The sequence below is a fragment of the Kluyvera sp. NPDC087067 genome, assembly GCF_044745165.1.
Lineage (GTDB): Bacteria > Pseudomonadota > Gammaproteobacteria > Enterobacterales > Enterobacteriaceae > Kluyvera.
This window is the reverse complement of sequence record NZ_JBIUZS010000001.1, coordinates 246,804-262,955: the sequence shown is the minus strand read 5'-3', so window position 1 is coordinate 262,955 and position 16,152 is coordinate 246,804. Positions and strand designations below refer to the sequence as shown.

The 16,152-nt window shown below is 56.0% G+C and carries 16 protein-coding genes; 5 read left to right on the top strand and 11 right to left on the bottom strand.

What is annotated here, in order from left to right; translation table 11 throughout:
• Window positions 1-609: 609 nt before the first annotated feature.
• The 3 genes from ACIPDS_RS01140 to ACIPDS_RS01130 form a co-directional block, all read right to left on the bottom strand.
• Window positions 610-1,236, bottom strand: coding sequence for a helix-turn-helix domain-containing protein (locus tag ACIPDS_RS01140; RefSeq protein ID WP_400732027.1), 627 nt, complete (start codon window positions 1,234-1,236; stop codon window positions 610-612).
• Window positions 1,237-1,319: 83 nt separating this feature from the next.
• Entirely contained in the window at window positions 1,320-3,245 is a 1,926-nt protein-coding gene (dhaR, locus tag ACIPDS_RS01135; protein WP_400732026.1) for a dihydroxyacetone kinase operon transcriptional regulator DhaR, read from the bottom strand.
• A 123-nt stretch (window positions 3,246-3,368) separates the two neighbouring features.
• Window positions 3,369-4,469 (bottom strand): glycerol dehydrogenase, encoded by a 1,101-nt coding sequence (locus tag ACIPDS_RS01130; RefSeq protein WP_400732025.1) that lies wholly within the window; start codon window positions 4,467-4,469, stop codon window positions 3,369-3,371.
• Window positions 4,470-4,523: 54 nt separating this feature from the next.
• Here ACIPDS_RS01130 and ACIPDS_RS01125 point away from each other — a divergent pair, with 54 nt between their 5' ends.
• From ACIPDS_RS01125 to ACIPDS_RS01105, 5 genes are all read left to right on the top strand, one after another.
• Window positions 4,524-4,736, top strand: coding sequence for a hypothetical protein (locus ACIPDS_RS01125; RefSeq protein ID WP_400732024.1), 213 nt, complete (start codon window positions 4,524-4,526; stop codon window positions 4,734-4,736).
• A 282-nt stretch (window positions 4,737-5,018) separates the two neighbouring features.
• Window positions 5,019-6,089: a dihydroxyacetone kinase subunit DhaK gene (gene dhaK, locus ACIPDS_RS01120; RefSeq protein WP_400732023.1), complete on the top strand. Its 1,071-nt coding sequence runs from the start codon at window positions 5,019-5,021 to the stop codon at window positions 6,087-6,089.
• A gap of 11 nt (window positions 6,090-6,100) precedes the next feature.
• Window positions 6,101-6,733, top strand: coding sequence for a dihydroxyacetone kinase subunit DhaL (gene dhaL, locus ACIPDS_RS01115; RefSeq protein ID WP_166514340.1), 633 nt, complete (start codon window positions 6,101-6,103; stop codon window positions 6,731-6,733).
• Window positions 6,734-6,747: 14 nt separating this feature from the next.
• Window positions 6,748-8,151 carry a dihydroxyacetone kinase phosphoryl donor subunit DhaM gene (dhaM, locus tag ACIPDS_RS01110; protein ID WP_400732021.1) on the top strand — a complete coding sequence of 468 codons (1,404 nt, stop codon included), beginning with the start codon at window positions 6,748-6,750 and terminating at the stop codon, window positions 8,149-8,151.
• A gap of 69 nt (window positions 8,152-8,220) precedes the next feature.
• Complete coding sequence (locus ACIPDS_RS01105) at window positions 8,221-9,879, top strand: glycerone kinase (RefSeq protein ID WP_400732020.1); 1,659 nt, start codon at window positions 8,221-8,223, stop codon at window positions 9,877-9,879.
• 89 nt (window positions 9,880-9,968) lie between these two features.
• On the opposite strand, the gene ACIPDS_RS01100 is transcribed toward ACIPDS_RS01105, so the two are convergent.
• The 8 genes from ACIPDS_RS01100 to ACIPDS_RS01065 form a co-directional block, all read right to left on the bottom strand.
• Complete coding sequence (locus ACIPDS_RS01100; protein WP_400732019.1) at window positions 9,969-10,889, bottom strand: LysR substrate-binding domain-containing protein; 921 nt, start codon at window positions 10,887-10,889, stop codon at window positions 9,969-9,971.
• Window positions 10,890-10,985: 96 nt separating this feature from the next.
• The gene (gene ccmI / locus ACIPDS_RS01095) at window positions 10,986-11,777 is read right to left on the bottom strand and encodes a c-type cytochrome biogenesis protein CcmI (protein WP_400732018.1); all 792 of its coding nucleotides are present in this window, start codon (window positions 11,775-11,777) and stop codon (window positions 10,986-10,988) included.
• Window positions 11,774-12,232, bottom strand: coding sequence for a cytochrome c-type biogenesis protein CcmH (locus tag ACIPDS_RS01090; protein ID WP_400732017.1), 459 nt, complete (start codon window positions 12,230-12,232; stop codon window positions 11,774-11,776). The genes ccmI and ACIPDS_RS01090 overlap by 4 nt, the downstream gene beginning before the upstream one ends.
• On the bottom strand, window positions 12,229-12,786 hold the full coding sequence (locus tag ACIPDS_RS01085; RefSeq protein WP_400732016.1) for a DsbE family thiol:disulfide interchange protein: 558 nt from the start codon (window positions 12,784-12,786) through the stop codon (window positions 12,229-12,231). Before ACIPDS_RS01085 ends, ACIPDS_RS01090 begins: the two co-directional genes overlap by 4 nt.
• Entirely contained in the window at window positions 12,776-14,737 is a 1,962-nt protein-coding gene (locus ACIPDS_RS01080; protein ID WP_400732015.1) for a heme lyase CcmF/NrfE family subunit, read from the bottom strand. Before ACIPDS_RS01080 ends, ACIPDS_RS01085 begins: the two co-directional genes overlap by 11 nt.
• The gene (gene ccmE, locus ACIPDS_RS01075) at window positions 14,734-15,201 is read right to left on the bottom strand and encodes a cytochrome c maturation protein CcmE (protein ID WP_166514348.1); all 468 of its coding nucleotides are present in this window, start codon (window positions 15,199-15,201) and stop codon (window positions 14,734-14,736) included. Before ccmE ends, ACIPDS_RS01080 begins: the two co-directional genes overlap by 4 nt.
• A complete protein-coding gene (ccmD, locus tag ACIPDS_RS01070; RefSeq protein ID WP_400732014.1) occupies window positions 15,185-15,418 on the bottom strand; it encodes a heme exporter protein CcmD in 234 nt (77 codons plus the stop codon). The genes ccmE and ccmD overlap by 17 nt, the downstream gene beginning before the upstream one ends.
• Window positions 15,415-16,152, bottom strand: a complete 738-nt coding sequence (locus ACIPDS_RS01065; protein WP_400732013.1) for a heme ABC transporter permease — start codon at window positions 16,150-16,152, stop codon at window positions 15,415-15,417. Before ACIPDS_RS01065 ends, ccmD begins: the two co-directional genes overlap by 4 nt.

Genomic DNA, 16,152 nt, shown 5'->3' with positions numbered 1-16,152 from the left:
AATAAGCCGCATGAGGAATAATATAAAAAGCACATTATCGTTATAAAGAATAAGTAAGTAATTATGTAAAGGCTTTCTCAGACATATTTACCATTATTCTCAAAACTGACAATTAATAGCATTAATAGACTTTAAATTTCATTTAAATCAATATCATCAGGCGTTTAAGTCGCTAAAGAATTAGATATTTACCTGGCTGTTTCCAATCGTTTATTACACGGTAGCACCGGCCAATTGATAGATTAAATCTATCAACACTAGCGTTACAATCGCTGTGATGAATATATACCAGAAGTAATTACGAAGATTATTTAATGCTTCAGGAAGGGGGGCTGTGGCTAAACTACTGTTTTTTCAATTAGCTAACGATGAGGCCAACACAAAATTTGCTTATAAGTTAGTGCGCTTAGCATTCATTACGCATTTTTATCAGCACCAGGATTTTTCATTTTTCTAAAGCCCAGGATATTTATGCTGTAAAAATCTGCATGATTGTTGATTAATATCAAAAATGACCGTCAGGAAAATATAAGAATATTACCACTAAGCTTTTCATATCCTATATATATTGATTTGAAAATAACGATAAATAAACTTCTTTATGTATTTTCATTTATTTACCCCACGATAATACGGCACTCGTCGGGTCGTTTCGGTTAGCGAATCATAAACCTCAACTTCCCCGGTGATAATAGTCATCCCCGCTTTACGTAAAGGCGGTATCTCGGCGGCAAGACGCTGAATACCAAACCAGAAAAGCGCATCCAGCGCCGTGACATCCAGCCCAGCCTCCAGCGCCAGCTTAAGGCGTTCCCGCGTGAGACGAGTTTGTTTGGCTATCTCCTGATACGGCGAGGACGTTGATTGCCCACCTTCCATGCGCCGGATACGATTTGCCAGACTGTACTGAAAAGTATCCGGGATGGCATCCATACTGGTTTTCAGGCTGTATACGCAGCCAAATCGCTTGCCGTTAAACGTCACATTTTTCTGGTTAAGCGCCAGCTCCTCACGCAAGCCTGCGATGAATTGCGGCGCTCTGACTAGCAGCAAACGAAAAGGCAGCTCGAAGCTGGTCACGTAGTCAACGTTGAGTAAGGCCGTGCGCAGACGTTCTTCTGCGCTCATCTTGCGGCACTCCTGCATGACCTCAGCCCACTGGCGAGTCAGTCGTGCAGGTTCAGCAGCTTCTTTAAAGCTATATTTTTCAATCTGATAATCAATAATGCCAGCCACGGTGAGTTCCTTTCTATTGCTATCAGTGGGTTACTTTAGCAACAGCGCCGCATTTACGAAATAGTGGCCTTTAAAAAGCGCCGCTACTCCTGCTGCCGATGCTTAAACTGGCTAACATCAATGTCAAACTGTTTGAGTTTACGCCACAAGGTCGTGCGGCCAATATTGAGCAAGCTGGACATCTCCTGCAACCGGCCACTGGTGACTCTTGCGGCGTGAATAATCGCCTCTTTCTCCCTGGCGGAAATACTCAGGCTAGCAGGGATTAATCCGCTATTTGCACCACTGCCGGGGCTATCGTGGAATAACCAGTCCGGGAGATTGCAAAGCCTGATATGTCCGTGTTCACAGCTTATGGCGATATTTTCAACAATACTGTTTAGCTCAAAATCATTGCCCGGCCAAGAGTAGGCCACCAGTTGCGCCAGCGCATCATCGTCCACTTTCAAGCGTGATGAAAAACGTCGTTCCAGGGTACGCAGTCGACTGTGAACCAGCGAGGGAATACTGTTGCGGCGCTCGCGCAGCGGCGGAATGCTGATCTCAAAAGAGTGCAACGCATAGTAGAGCTGACGACTAAATCGGTTTTGTTCGACCAGGTTTTCTAAATCGGTGGTGGTGGTGGCAATGACCTTCACATCCACCGGAATCAGCCTGCGCGCGTCAAGGCGGGTGACGACGCCCTGCTTTATCACCTGAAGCAGGATGGACTGGAGTTCCGGCGTCAGATATTCGACCTTCTCCAGAAATAACGTTCCGCCGGAGGCCAGTTCCAGGCGGCTGAGTCGGCCATTTTCCTCTTCCGTTGCCGTGCTGCCCATAAAATCGACCCCGAGGGCATTATCGGCATACAGCTGACAATTGACGGCAATGAATGGCCCCGCTGCGCGTTCGCTTTCGTTATGAATTGCCTGGGCTATCAACTCCTTCCCGACACCTTCTTCGCCGCACATCAATACCGGGAAACTGCCGCGGGAAGCCTGGCGGCCAAAATGGATCACCCGACGGGTTTCGGGATCGTCTGCCGACATCTGGGCAAAAGTGTGGCTGACTTTGCCAAGTTGGCTGGTCATCAACTGACGCATCTGTTCCACCGGGTGGAGCAGCAGAATAAAGCTTGTCCCTTGAGCTTCCACTATCGGCTTGAGGGTTATCACCGCATCAACAAACTGATGCTGGCTTTCAAACGTGACCTCCGCATGGCTGAGCGGCCTGGCATGCTTAATCGCGCGTCGCAAAAGCGCAGGAAGCGTCACCAGATCGGCAATATTTTTCCCCTGACAGGTCGCGGCATCAAGATGTAAAAGTCGTGCCGCCTGAGGGTTGAGAAACTGCAATATCCCCGCTTCATTCCACGCCATCACGCCGTCGTCCATGCTCTCGAGCAGGCCGTACATCTGGTTAAGGTGACGGTTAGACTCTGCCAGCAGGCTATCGGTCAGCAGCGAATTGCCTACTTCCCGGGCCATCGCCAGCGTCAGCGACAGGTCGGCGCTCCCGGAGTGTGGCGCAAGGCATGCCAGGGCGATGGAGCCAGACAGCCGACCGTGGTTATCAAATATCGGCGTAGAACAGAAGGCCCACGGGAAAAGTGCCTGTTTGAAGTGTTGCTCGCCGAGCGTTTTTACCGGCTGTCCCACCATTGATGCCAGCGACAAAGAACAGGTGCCGATAATGCTTTCTGCACAGTAGCTCCCGGCATGAAACCCGAGCTTATCGAGCTGCTCAAGCGTTTGCGGATGCCCGCTGCGGGTCAGAATACAGGCGGACTCGTCAAGGATAAACAGCGCGCACGGACGCTCCTCCATGTACTCCCACGCGTCTTCAAGAGCGGCCTGGCCGATGGTCAGCAGCGCCGTCTTTCGACGGCTGATGGAGGCGAACGTCAGCCCCTGCGCCTGATGCGGGGTGGTCCAGGTCTCGCGCTGCATCATCTTGCCGCAGCGGTGCCAGGACTGCGCGATAAATGACATCGGCGCCTGTTCGGGCTGCGGGTGGTGTATGCTCATCTGTGCCATTTCTCCTTTCTTTGCATTCCGTTTAAAACATTTTCCCCCGGCATCGCCTGACGCGATATCGGGGGAAAATTCAACACGGCGGAGCGCAGACAGAGAAACCGTCAGCGCAACAATTTAGTGTGTTGCCAGCCACTGAGTACCGAGACGGTCAGCGGCCAGAATCGCGCCGTACACGCTTTGTGCCGTCACCGCGAACGGCATATTGTGGATGGTTTCGCCTTCGGCACAGGTCGCCTCCGCAACGGCGAGAATTTTCTCTCTAATGCCGTCTTTCACGCCCATCTGCGCCAGCGTCATCGGCAGTCCGACTTTTTGACAGAAGCCGAGCACCGTTTCGATCTCTTCCATCGGGCTGTTTTGCAGCACCAGTTGGCACAAAGTCCCGAAAGCCACTTTTTCGCCATGGTATAAATGATGACACTCTTCGAGGATCGTGAACCCATTATGGATAGCGTGCGCCGCCGCCAGGCCGCTGCTTTCAAAACCGATGCCGCTCAGATAAGTATTGGCTTCCACGATACGTTCCAGCGCCATCGTCACCACTCCCGCTTCTGCCGCCAGACGGGCTTTCTCCCCTTCCGCCAGCAAAGTGTCATAGCACAGGCGCGCCAGGCTTAACGCCGCCGCGGTTGAGTATCCCCCCGCCATGCTTACCGCACGCGCGTCAAAACAGGCTTTTGCCTCAAACCAGGTGGAGAGCGCATCCCCCATCCCGGCCACCAGTAAGCGAACCGGGGCTTTGGCAATAATCGCCGTATCCATCACCACCATATCGGGGTTTTTCGGATAGACCAGATACTCTTCAAACTCACCCGTTTCGGTGTAAATCACCGACAGCGCGCTGGTTGGCGCATCGGTTGAGGCGATAGTTGGGATCACTACCACCGGCAAATGCTGGTAATACCCAATGGCCTTCGCCGTATCGAGGGTTTTACCGCCGCCAATACCGACCACACCTTTGCAGCCTTTTTGCTTAGCGATTGCCCCAAGACGATTAATCTCAGCATGGCTGCATTCGCCGTTAAAACGTTCGGCGTGGCAGCTAATGCCGTTTTCATGCAGACCGTTCAGAACCTTGTCACCGGCCAGCTTCATCACGAAATCATCGGCAATCACAAAGTAGCTGTCCGCCAGGTTTTTGGCATACTGACCGAATAACGCTGATGCATCAGGACCCTGAAGATATTTTGCTGGAGATTGAATAACTTGTAGCATTCTCTACACCCTCACATTGAACTCGTTTCCATGATGGCGTCGGGGATGTGGAACATGACCGACGCGGTGACAATCACTTTAGAGCGGGTGCAGAACAAAAAAATTCTTCATCATTTGGTTCCACTTCGAAACACTATCCATAAAATTTTGTTCCAAAACGAAACGCATCACAGGGCAGTCGGTCAGGATTGCGATCGCGATCCGCCGCTGATTCACACTATTCACAATTTTAATCAGTACCAATTCCACCATTTTGACCGTGAATAACAAAAAATAATAGCGCCCGCCCATCATGCCGATGATTCAAGGCTTCGCTCAACGGTGTTTAAGCTTGCCCCATCTCTCACTTTTATCATTGCCCATCAAATAACGTTCCATTTTGAAACAAATTCAGCGAATTGTGTTCCGCTATGAAACCGCTGACGACGGGGATTTTCTTTTTTTGCTGCCAGGCGAGAATCAACTCATCGGTCACGGTATCGCCACCGCAACCCTACACATGAGACAACCTCAGCGTGGTCTCTTAAAACATCCAGCGGAGTACGCAAAATGAAAAAATTGATTAACCGTGTGGAAGATGTCCTGGCTGAACAGCTGGCCGGGCTGGTAAAAGCACACCCGGAGCTGAAACTGTTTCAGGATCCGGTTTACGTCACCCGCGCCGACGCGCCGGTTGCTGGTAAGGTTGCCCTGCTTTCCGGCGGCGGCAGCGGGCATGAACCGATGCACTGCGGATTTATCGGTCGCGGTATGCTGAGCGGTGCCTGCCCGGGTGAGATTTTCACCTCGCCTACGCCCGATAAAATTTTCGAGTGCGCCATGCAGGTCGACGGCGGCGAAGGCGTCGTGCTGATCATCAAAAACTACACCGGCGATATCCTGAATTTCGAAACCGCCACCGAATTGCTGCACGAGAGCGGCGTCAACGTCACCACCGTGGTGGTGGATGATGATGTCGCGGTCAAAGATAGTCTGTACACCGCTGGACGGCGAGGCGTCGCCAATACGGTGCTTATCGAAAAGCTGATGGGCGCCGCCGCCGAGCGCGGCGACAGCCTGGAAGCCTGCGCGAATCTTGGACGGCAGCTCAATAACCAGGGCCACTCCATCGGCGTGGCGCTAAGCGCCTGCACCGTGCCGGCCGCCGGGAAACCGTCGTTTGAACTCAACGACCACGAGATGGAGTTTGGCGTGGGGATCCACGGCGAGCCCGGCATCGACCGCCGCGCCTTTACCTCCCTGGATAACACCGTCGATGCGATGTTTGCCACCCTGCTGGAAAACGGTCACTACAGCCGTACTCTGCGCCAATGGGATCCGCAGAAAGGCTGCTGGCAGGAAGTCGTGCAAACCAAGCAGGCGTTGCAAAAAGGCGACCAGGTGATTGCGCTGGTCAATAACCTCGGCGCCACGCCGCTTTCTGAGCTTTACGGCGTCTATAACCGGTTAGACACGCTGTGCGCTGAGGCGGGAATCACGATTGAACGCTCCCTGGTCGGGGCCTGGTGTACTTCCCTGGATATGTCCGGTTTTTCCATCACTTTACTGAAAGTTGATGCGGATACCCTCGCCCTGTGGGATGCCCCGGTTCACACGCCTGCCCTCAACTGGGGCCATTAAGGAGAACTGCTATGTCACTGAACAGAGATAACATCGTTGATTGGCTGTATCGCTGTGGCGAAATCTTCACCACGCAATGCGATTTTCTCACCGGACTGGATCGTGAAATTGGCGATGCCGATCACGGCCTCAATATGCACCGGGGGTTTAGCAAGGTGGTGGAAAAGCTGCCCTCGATTGCCGATAAGGATATTGGTTTTATTTTAAAAAACACCGGCATGGTGCTGCTTTCCAACGTCGGCGGTGCCAGCGGCCCGTTATTTGGCACGTTCTTTATTCGCGCAGCCCAGGTTACCCAGGCACGTCAGAACCTGACGCTTGAAGAACTGTATCTGATGATCCGTGAAGGCGCTGACGGCGTGGTCAGCCGGGGTAAGGCCGAACGCGGCGACAAAACCATGTGCGATGTCTGGCTGCCGGTGGTGGATTCTCTGCGTCAATCCACGGAGCAAAATCTCTCGATGACGGTCGCGCTGGACGCCGCCTGCGAGGTTGCGCAGCAGGCGGTACAGGCCACCATCACCCTGCAGGCGCGCAAAGGTCGCGCCAGCTATCTGGGGGAACGCAGTATCGGCCATCAGGATCCTGGGGCCACCTCTGCGCTGTTTATGATGCAAATGCTCGCCGCCGCGGCTCAGGCGTAAAAGGAGATAAGGCGATGGTAAATCTGGTCATTGTTTCTCACAGCGCCCAGTTGGGCCAGGGGGTCGGGGAACTGGCGCGTCAGATGTTAAGAGGAGATGGCTGCCGACTCGCCATCGCCGCCGGTATCGACGATCCTGAAAATCCCATTGGCACCGATCCTATCAAAGTCATGGATGCCATACTCTCCGTCGCGGATACCGATGCGATTCTGGTATTAATGGATATTGGCAGCGCGCTGATGAGCGCCGAAACCGCGCTCGATTTGCTGGATCCCGAGATTGCAGCACGCGTCCATCTTTGCCCAGCGCCGTTGGTGGAAGGGGCATTGGCGGCGACGGTCAGCGCCGCCAGCGGTGCCGACATTAATAAGGTGATTCAGGACGCCCAGGGGGCTCTTGCGGCTAAACGCGTTCAGCTCGGTTTTCCCGCGCAGGAAGCCCACACTTCAAACGAGGAATGCTCAGCCGACGCCCAGGGGCAGTCTCTGATTGTGGAAATCGCCAACCCCAACGGCCTGCACGTGCGCCCTGCCGCTCGACTGGTCGAGGGGCTGGCCGGTTTTAACGCCGATCTGCTGCTGGAAAAAGACGGTAAATGCGTCAAACCTGACAGTATTAACCAAATTGCGTTGTTGAAAGTCCGCTGCAACGACAAGCTTCGCCTGATTGCCAACGGCCCCGAGGCCGCCGAGGCGCTGGCCGCATTTGCCGCGCTGGCCGACGCTCATTTTGGCGAACACCTGACCACCCGCGTTCCGCCGACGGAAAATCCCCTTTTACTATCGACCGTTAGCGGCCAGGTATTGCACTACCAGCCGACCGTTTACGCGCTTGATCCTATGGCGGACGGCGACCCGAAGGCGGAGCTTCGTCGCGTTAAAATGGCGGTGAGCCATACGCTGGACGACCTGCTGGGGCTCGCTGCGCTGGCGGCAGAAAAATACTCGGAGGATATCGCCGCCATTTTCTTTGGTCAGCACAACTTGCTCGACGACCCGGAACTGCTCAACAGCATCAGCGATATCTTAAATCAGCAGAAATGCCGCGCAGAGTGGGCATGGTCGCAAGCCATGAGCGCGCTAAGCCAGCAGTATCAAGGCCTGGACGATGCCTATCTTCAGGCGCGCTATATTGATATTGAAGATATTCTGCATCGTACGCTGGGGCACCTGGCGGATAACCCTGATAGCGCTCCAGGTTTGCAGCATAGGACGGTGATCATCGCCGACAATATTTATCCGTCGGTGGTCTTGCAGCTGGATGCAACCAAAACGGCCGCCATCTGTTTACGCGACGGTAGCCCACTGGCGCATGGTGCAATCATTGCAAAAGCCGCTGGCATCCTCTGGCTATGCCAGCAGGGCGACGCCTTCGATGCCTACCATAACGGCGACCCGCTATCCTTAAACCGTCTCTAATCAAAATTCATCCCCTTTCTGACACGTCGGCCAGGCTTACGTGTCAGACCTCAATCTCAGGAAACCATTATGTCGCAATTTTTCTACAATCAACGTGAAAACCTCGTGAATAACGCGATTGAAGGGGCGATTATCGCCAGTCCCTGGAACAATCTTGCCCGTCTGGAAACCGATCCCGCCATCCGCATTGTGGTGCGTCAGGATCTGGATAAATCTCGCGTGGCGGTCATTTCCGGCGGCGGTGCGGGTCATGAACCGGCGCACGTCGGTTTTGTCGGAAAAGGCATGTTGACGGCAGCGGTCTGCGGCGATTTATTTGCCTCTCCGAGCGTCGATGCCGTACTGACCGCGATACAGGCGGTGACCGGCGAGGCGGGCTGCCTGCTGATTGTTAAAAACTACACCGGCGATCGGCTGAACTTCGGTCTGGCGGCGGAAAAAGCGCGTCGATTGGGCTTTAAAGTGGAGATGGTTATCGTCGGCGATGATATTTCGCTGCCGGACAATAAGCACCCTCGAGGCATTGCGGGCACGATCCTTATTCACAAAGTGGCCGGCTATTTTGCCGAGAACGGCAGCAATCTGGATACGGTTGCCCGGGAAGCGCGGCTGGCGATGGCGCGGGTATTCAGCCTGGGTGTCGCGCTGTCAAGCTGCCACCTTCCCGCCGACCCTGAAGACGGTGTTCGCCATCATCCGGGCAAGGCAGAACTGGGAATGGGGATCCACGGCGAGCCCGGTGCCAACGTTGTGGATACGCAAAACAGCCAGGAAATTGTCCGCCTGATGGTGGAGAAAATCGCCGCGGCATTGCCGACTACCGGTCGCCTGATGCTGATGCTCAATAACCTTGGCGGCGTTTCGGTCACCGAAATGGCGATCATCACCCGCGAACTGGCCACCAGCGCGCTGGCATCACGCACCGATTGGCTGATAGGGCCCGCGCCGCTGGTCAGCGCCCTTGATATGAAAGGTTTTTCCATTACCGCGATGGTGATGGAGGAGAGTGTTGAAAAGGCGCTGCTGGCTGAGGTCAGAACTTCAGGCTGGCTACCGCCGGTGAGCCTGCGTTCGCCGCAAACGGTGCCCTGCCAGATTCAAAGCGCGCGCGTCGACTTTACGCCATCGGACAATATGCAGACCCGCCAGATTGTCGAGACGGTCACGACCACTTTGTCGGACCTCGAAAGCTGTCTTAACGCTCTGGATGCCAAAGTCGGCGATGGGGATACCGGTTCAACCTTTGCCGCCGGTGCCCGTGAAATTGCCCGTCTGTTAAACGAGCATCAGCTACCGCTGGCGCAACTGGAGACGTTGTGCGGGTTAATTGGCGAACGCTTAACGGTGGTTATGGGCGGATCCAGCGGCGTGCTGATGTCGATTTTCTTCACCGCTGCCGGGCAGGCAATTCATGACGGTAAATCGGTCGTCAGCGCCCTACAGGCAGGGCTTGCGCAGATGAAGTTTTACGGCGGAGCCGACATAGGCGATCGGACGTTGATTGACGCTCTGCAACCGGCGCTGGAGGCGCTGGCGCAAAATCCTGGCAATCTGGATGCCGCCTACCGTGCCGCACAGGAAGGGGCGGACGCCACCAGCCGCGCAACCAAAGCCAATGCCGGGCGCGCGTCTTACCTGAACAGCGACAGTCTGGCAGGAAATATGGACCCTGGGGCCCATGCGGTCGCGATGGTGTTTAAAGCGCTGGCACAACATCAGGGGGCATAAGCCACACTGAGAGAGAGAAGGCAATGTAATATGCCCGCGAAATTTCGCGGGCTTTTTTGTGCAGGCTTTGCCCGACTCGCGCGACGATTTTATAGGCCGCTCTTCGCCTCGCCCTCTTCGCCGGTATTCATGATTCCCACAATACGTTTAGCGAGAAAAGCGAGTAAAACCCGCGTCACCGCGCTGTTCTGGTGATGTTTAGGGTACAGGGCGCTTATCTTCAGCGGCGGCGGTGAACACTCCGGCAAAAGCTGCACCAGCGTTCCCCGACGCAGCGCATCTTCAACAATAAACAGCGGCAACAGCGCGATGCCGCCGTCGGCTTCTGCGGCATCGCGAATCACTTCACCATGATTGCTGCTGAGGCTCCCGCGCACGGCGTAGGTATGCAGCGCATCGTCCGATTTTAATCGCCAGCCAATATGCCCTTCGCGACCGTACAACAGGCAGTTGTGCTGCATCAGGTCGGCGGCGACATTAGGGTGCCCATGGGATTGGAGATAGCCGGGGCTTGCGCAAATCACCATCGGCTCTTTACCCAGACCACGCGCGATGAGCGTTGAATCCATCAGGTTGCCAATCCTCAGCACCATATCGTAGCCCTCGCCCACCACATCAACATAGCGGTCGCTCATATCAATATGAACGGACAATTCCGGGTGAGCACGCTGAAACTCGATGATGAGAGGCGCCAGACGTCGTACGCCGTAAATCATCGGCAGGCTAATGCGAAACGATCCGGTCAGCTTCTGCTGACGGGCGGAGATAACCTGTTCGGCTTCGTGCACCTCGTCGAGAATACGTTGCGCATGATGAAAAAAGACCTGCCCGGTATCCGTTACCGATAATTTTCGAGTGTTTCGAACCAGTAACCGGGCAGCTACTTTTTTTTCCAGCGCCGCCATGCGGCGACTGACGAATTGTTTCGACAATTGCAGATGTTCCGCCGCGGCGGTGAAGCTGCCCATATTGACGATAGTTACAAAAATCCGTATGTCATCTAACTGCATTTTTATCACCCGATTCTGGACGCGCCTTCTTCGCGCATCATCTGGGAACTATTGTAAACGCGCAGGCGTCGGAAAGGGGGAATAAGCCCTGCGGTATCAGGGAGCGCTCCCCTGGAGCATGTGCTGCACCACGGCATCACAACGCATCTCGTTTTGAACCAGCAGGTTGAACGGGGGACGATCGTTTTTTAGCGCGGCGGCACGCAGGCGCTCAGGATGTTGGGTGAGCAACTCTCGCAGCTTCATTTCCCCCTGTCGTCTGGCGCTATCATCTCCCGCGCAAATAAGCGCTCCGGCATACTCAAGCGACAGCACCGCGCTGTCAGGCGCCAGTTGGCTTGCCTTAGCGTACGCCCCTATCGCCATTTCACCGTTATTCATCACCATACCGATACGCCCCAGCATCCGCCAGGCGTCAAGGTCGTCTGGTGCCGTCTGCACATGGCTGCGCAGCCCCAGCGCCAGCTGTTCGACTTCATCGGTGCGTAGCGGAGGCTGCGTCCGGTCAAGTAACCGGGTGACCAGCGTTGGCAAGGCCTCTTGCGCCAGGCGCAGGTTTGCCACCTCACCCATATCGGCGGTTTTCCAGAACACCCCGACGCTAATCACCACCAGCGCTAGCGCACCCGGCAATAATATTCTGCCACCCGATGCGCGCGTCGCGGCGGGCGCATTAGTCGGGATGTCCGTCAATAACGTACGCTGCAATTCCGCCACCATAGCGTCACGACCGGCGGAATCGTCTTGCTCAATCTCTTGCAGGCGAGCGTGATAAAAATCGCGGTTTAAGGTATCGCGGTCAACGTTATCGCGGGTTGACCACGGAAAGTACAGTAGCCCCACGCTCGCCACCAACAGCAGCACGACGGCAATGAAAAACAGGCTCATAGCGTTTTCTCTTTTTCCAGTAAGCGTGCCAGACGCTGGCGCTCTTCTTCACTGAGCGCGCCGCTTGCCGCTTGCGGCCGCCGGGTACGCATCACCACCACCGCGGCGCCGCCGAGGATAAATAAGGCAGGCAGCAACCACAGCACTAGCGTGCCGGGCGTGAGCGGAGGATCGTATCTGACAAAATTACCGTATCGCGCCACCATGTAATCGATAATTTGCTGTTTGCTTTGCCCTTGTTGCAGAAGCTGATACACCTTCTGGCGCATGTCGGCGGCGATCATCGCATTCGAATCCGCCACGCTATTGTTCTGGCATTTTGGGCAGCGTAGCTGGGAGATGATGTCGTGGAACGTCTGCTCCTGAGTCGCATCTTTAAACTGCCACGTTTCGGTGACCGCCAGCGCGTTTACGCTTAGCAGCAACGCGGCGATAGCGATTATCCAGCGCCTCATGATGATGCTCCCTGACTATATTGCTGCCACAGCGGCGCTAGCTGTTCACGCCAGACGCTGGCATCCAGCGCCCCCACGTGCCGCCAGCGCACAATGCCCTGCCCGTCAATTAAGAACGTCTCCGGCGCTCCATATACGCCAAGATCGAGCCCCAGCATACCGTCACCGTCAAACAGGCTAAGTGAATAGGGATTGCCCAGCCGATGCAGCCAGTCGACGGCCTTTTGACGATCGTCTTTATAGTTCATCCCCACCACTCTCACGCCCTCGGCGGATAGCTGATTGAGGAACTGATGCTCGGCGCGGCAGGTGGCGCACCAGGTGGCCCAGACGTTAAGCAGCAGCGGTTTTCCGCTGACCAGCACCTGACGGTCGTACAGCTTGCCCGGTTCGTCCAGCGCTTCCAGGCGAAATTCCGGCACCGGTTTTCCCATCAGCGCAGACTCCAGCAAGGTGGGATCGTCTCCGCCAGCGTTACGCAGTAATTGCCACATCAAAGCGATGGCCAGCGCCAGAAACAGGACAAGCGGGACAAATAGCGCCTTACGCTTCATGGGCGACTCCTTTAGCTTTTTTGCGCGTCCGGTAGCGCGGGTCAAACATGCAGAAAATACCGCCCAGCGCCATAAGCGCCCCGCCGTACCAGATCCAGCGAACAAACGGTTTATAGTACAGGCGCATAGCCCAACTGCCGTCATCCAGCTCCTCGCCAAGCGCGGCATACAAATCGCGCGTCAGCCCGCCGTCGATAGCCGCTTCGGTCATCATCATGCGGCTGGCGCTGTAAAAGCGTTTTTGCGCATATAACGTCGTTTCGGGACGCCCCTGACGCGTCACGTCGATAATCCCTTCACCACCAAACCAGTTGGGGCCAACGATGTCGCGTACTCCCTTGAAAACAAAGTGATACTGATGAATATCGACGCTGTCACCGGCCTTCATGCGCACGTCGCGTTCGACGCTGTAATTCTGACTGAAGGTAATGCCGATAACGGTGACCGCCACGCCAATATGTCCCAGCACCATGCCCCATTGGCTGGAGGTGAGTTTCGTTAGCCCGCGCCAGAAACCGTGGCGATGGGTGGCACGTTCATGCAATTCAATCAGCGCGAAGATAAGCACCCACAGCGCCATCATCATGCCAACGACCGTCATACCGACAATGCTGTCCTGTAAAAGCCAGGGCAGGAGCAGCGCCAGCGCGAAGGTCACGACCAGCGAGTAAGCCAGGCGTTTGACCTGCTTCGCCACGTCATCACGACGCCAGCGCACCAGCGGCCCAATCCCTAATAACAGCGCAAACGGTGCCATAAGGACGGTGAACAGAGTATTAAAATAGGGCTCGCCTACCGAGATGCTGCCCATTCCCAGCTCTTTGTGCACCAGCGGCAGCAGCGTGCCGAGCAGCACGACCAGCATTGCCGCAATAAGCAGGATGTTGTTACCGAGCAGGAAGGATTCTCGCGACCAGAGGGTATGCTCGACGCGCGCCCGCACGCTGCCGCCTTTAAGGGCATAGAGCAGGAGCGATCCGCCAATCACTATCACCAGCAGCGCCAGAATGAACATGCCGCGCGCCGGATCGGAGGCAAAAGCGTGCACCGACACCAGAACGCCGGAGCGCACCAGAAACGTGCCGAGCAGGCACAGCGAAAAGGCGACGATGGCGAGCAACACCGTCCAGGCCCGGAAGCTGCCCCGTTTTTCCGTCACCGCCAGCGAGTGCATCAACGCCGTACCGGCAAGCCACGGCATCAAGGACGCGTTCTCCACCGGATCCCAGAACCACCAGCCGCCCCAGCCTAGTTCATAGTAGGCCCACGACGATCCCAGCACGATACCCAGCGTCAAGAATACCCAGGCTGCCTGCGTCCACGGACGCGACCAGCGCGCCCAGGCGGTGTCCAGCCGTCCTGCCAGCAATGAGGCAATGGCGAAGGCAAACGCCACGGAAAAGCCCACGTAGCCCATATAGAGCAGCGGCGGGTGGAAGATCATGCCGATATCCTGCAACATCGGATTGAGATCGCGTCCGTCAATCGGGTAGTTAGGCAGGCCGCGCGTAAAGGGGTTGGAGGTCAGCAGAATGAACAGCAAGAAACCGACGCTTATCATGCCCATCACCGCCAGCACGCGGGCAACGGCATCCAGCGGCATTCGACGGCTAGCCACCGCCACCGCGAAGGCCCAGCCGCTCATCAGCAGAACCCACAGCAGCAAGGAGCCCTCATGCGCGCCCCAGGTCGCCGCCACGCGATACCACACCGGGAGCGCGCTGTTAGAGTTATCCGCGACATAGCGGACGGTAAAATCATTAACCACAAACGCATGCACCAGCACTAGAAATGCGCCAAGAATGCACAAGAAGAGTGCCCAGCTTAGCGGGCGCGCTAATGCCATCAGTCGTTGATTCTGTCGCCAGGCTCCCCACAGAGGATAAATCGCCAGCAGTACCGCCAGCCCTAGCGCCAGACACAGTAAAAAGTTGCCCAGTTCTGGCATCATGAGCGGGTATCCTTTTGCGCCGCAGGCGTCGTGGTCATCGCGTTATGCACTTCCGGCGGCGTGTAATTTTCATCATGTTTCGCCAGTACCTGAATCGCCGTCATATGCTGTTGGCTATCCAGAACCCCTTGCGCCACCGCGCCCTGCCCTTCGCGAAAAAGATCCGGCAATATTCCCCGATAGCTGACCGAGATAACACCGCGCGCATCATACAGACGAAACGTGACATCCAGCGTTTTCGCATCGCGTTTGATGCTGCCCGGCTGGACATATCCACCCACCCGCAGATGCTGACCGGGCTGCGGTTTTTCATGGGTTTCGTTTTTGCCATACAGCACTTCGCCCGGCGTATAAAACAGGTCAATATTGGCGCGCAGCGCATACAACATCAGACCGACGGCCAGGCCCAGTCCTGCCAACACAGCTAACACCAGATAGAGGCGATTTTTACGGCGTGCCAGCATCGGCCTGCTCCTTGTTGAACCGTTGACGTGACTCGCGCAGACGCTGGTCGCGACGTTGCTGGCGGCGTACCGCCTGGAGCAGCATCCGATGCTGCCAGCAGGTGTGGCCTATCAGACCAGCCAGCGCCAGCAGCGTGATTCCCACCGAGAGCCAGACATAGAAGGCGTAGCCGCCCATCTGCCAAAAAGCGCTCAACGAAGAAAATGCAGGGGTCATTGTGCCTCTCCTTTTTTCGCCAGATTTGCCACCCACGGGCGACGACGCTCCTGCCAGAGGATGAGGTTGCGCAGGCGCATCAGGGTCAATGTCATGGCCAGGCACAGAAAGGCGACCATGCAAATGCGTAGCGGCACGCGCATGCTGATATCCAGCGTCTGCCCGACGTTTGTCGTTCCCTGATGCAGCGTATTCCACCACACCACCGAATAGTGAATAACCGGCAGATTGACCACGCCCACCAGCACCAGAATGCCCACGGCTCGCCCGGCCTGACGCCGGTCGTCAAAGGCATGCCAGAGCGCAATTATCCCGGCATATAAAAACAGTAACACCAGCTCAGAGGTCAGGCGGGCATCCCAAATCCACCAGGTTCCCCACATCGGTTTGCCCCATGCCGCACCGGTAACCAGCGCGATAAAGGTATAGACCGCGCCGACGGGGGCCAGCGCCATCAGGGTTAAGTCGGCCATTTTCATCTGCCAGACCAGACCGCACAACGCCGCCATTGCCATCATCGCGTAAATCCCCATCGACCACATCGCGGCGGGAACGTGAATATAGATAATGCGGTAACTCTCGCCCTGCTGATAATCCGCCGGCGCGAAGACAAATCCCCAGCCAAGCCCGATGACCAGCAACAGCGCGCTTAGCGCCGTCAACCACGGCAGCCCGCGTCCACAAAGCGTGTACAGCCGCTCCGGTACGGCCAGTTGATGTAATGCTTTCCACAT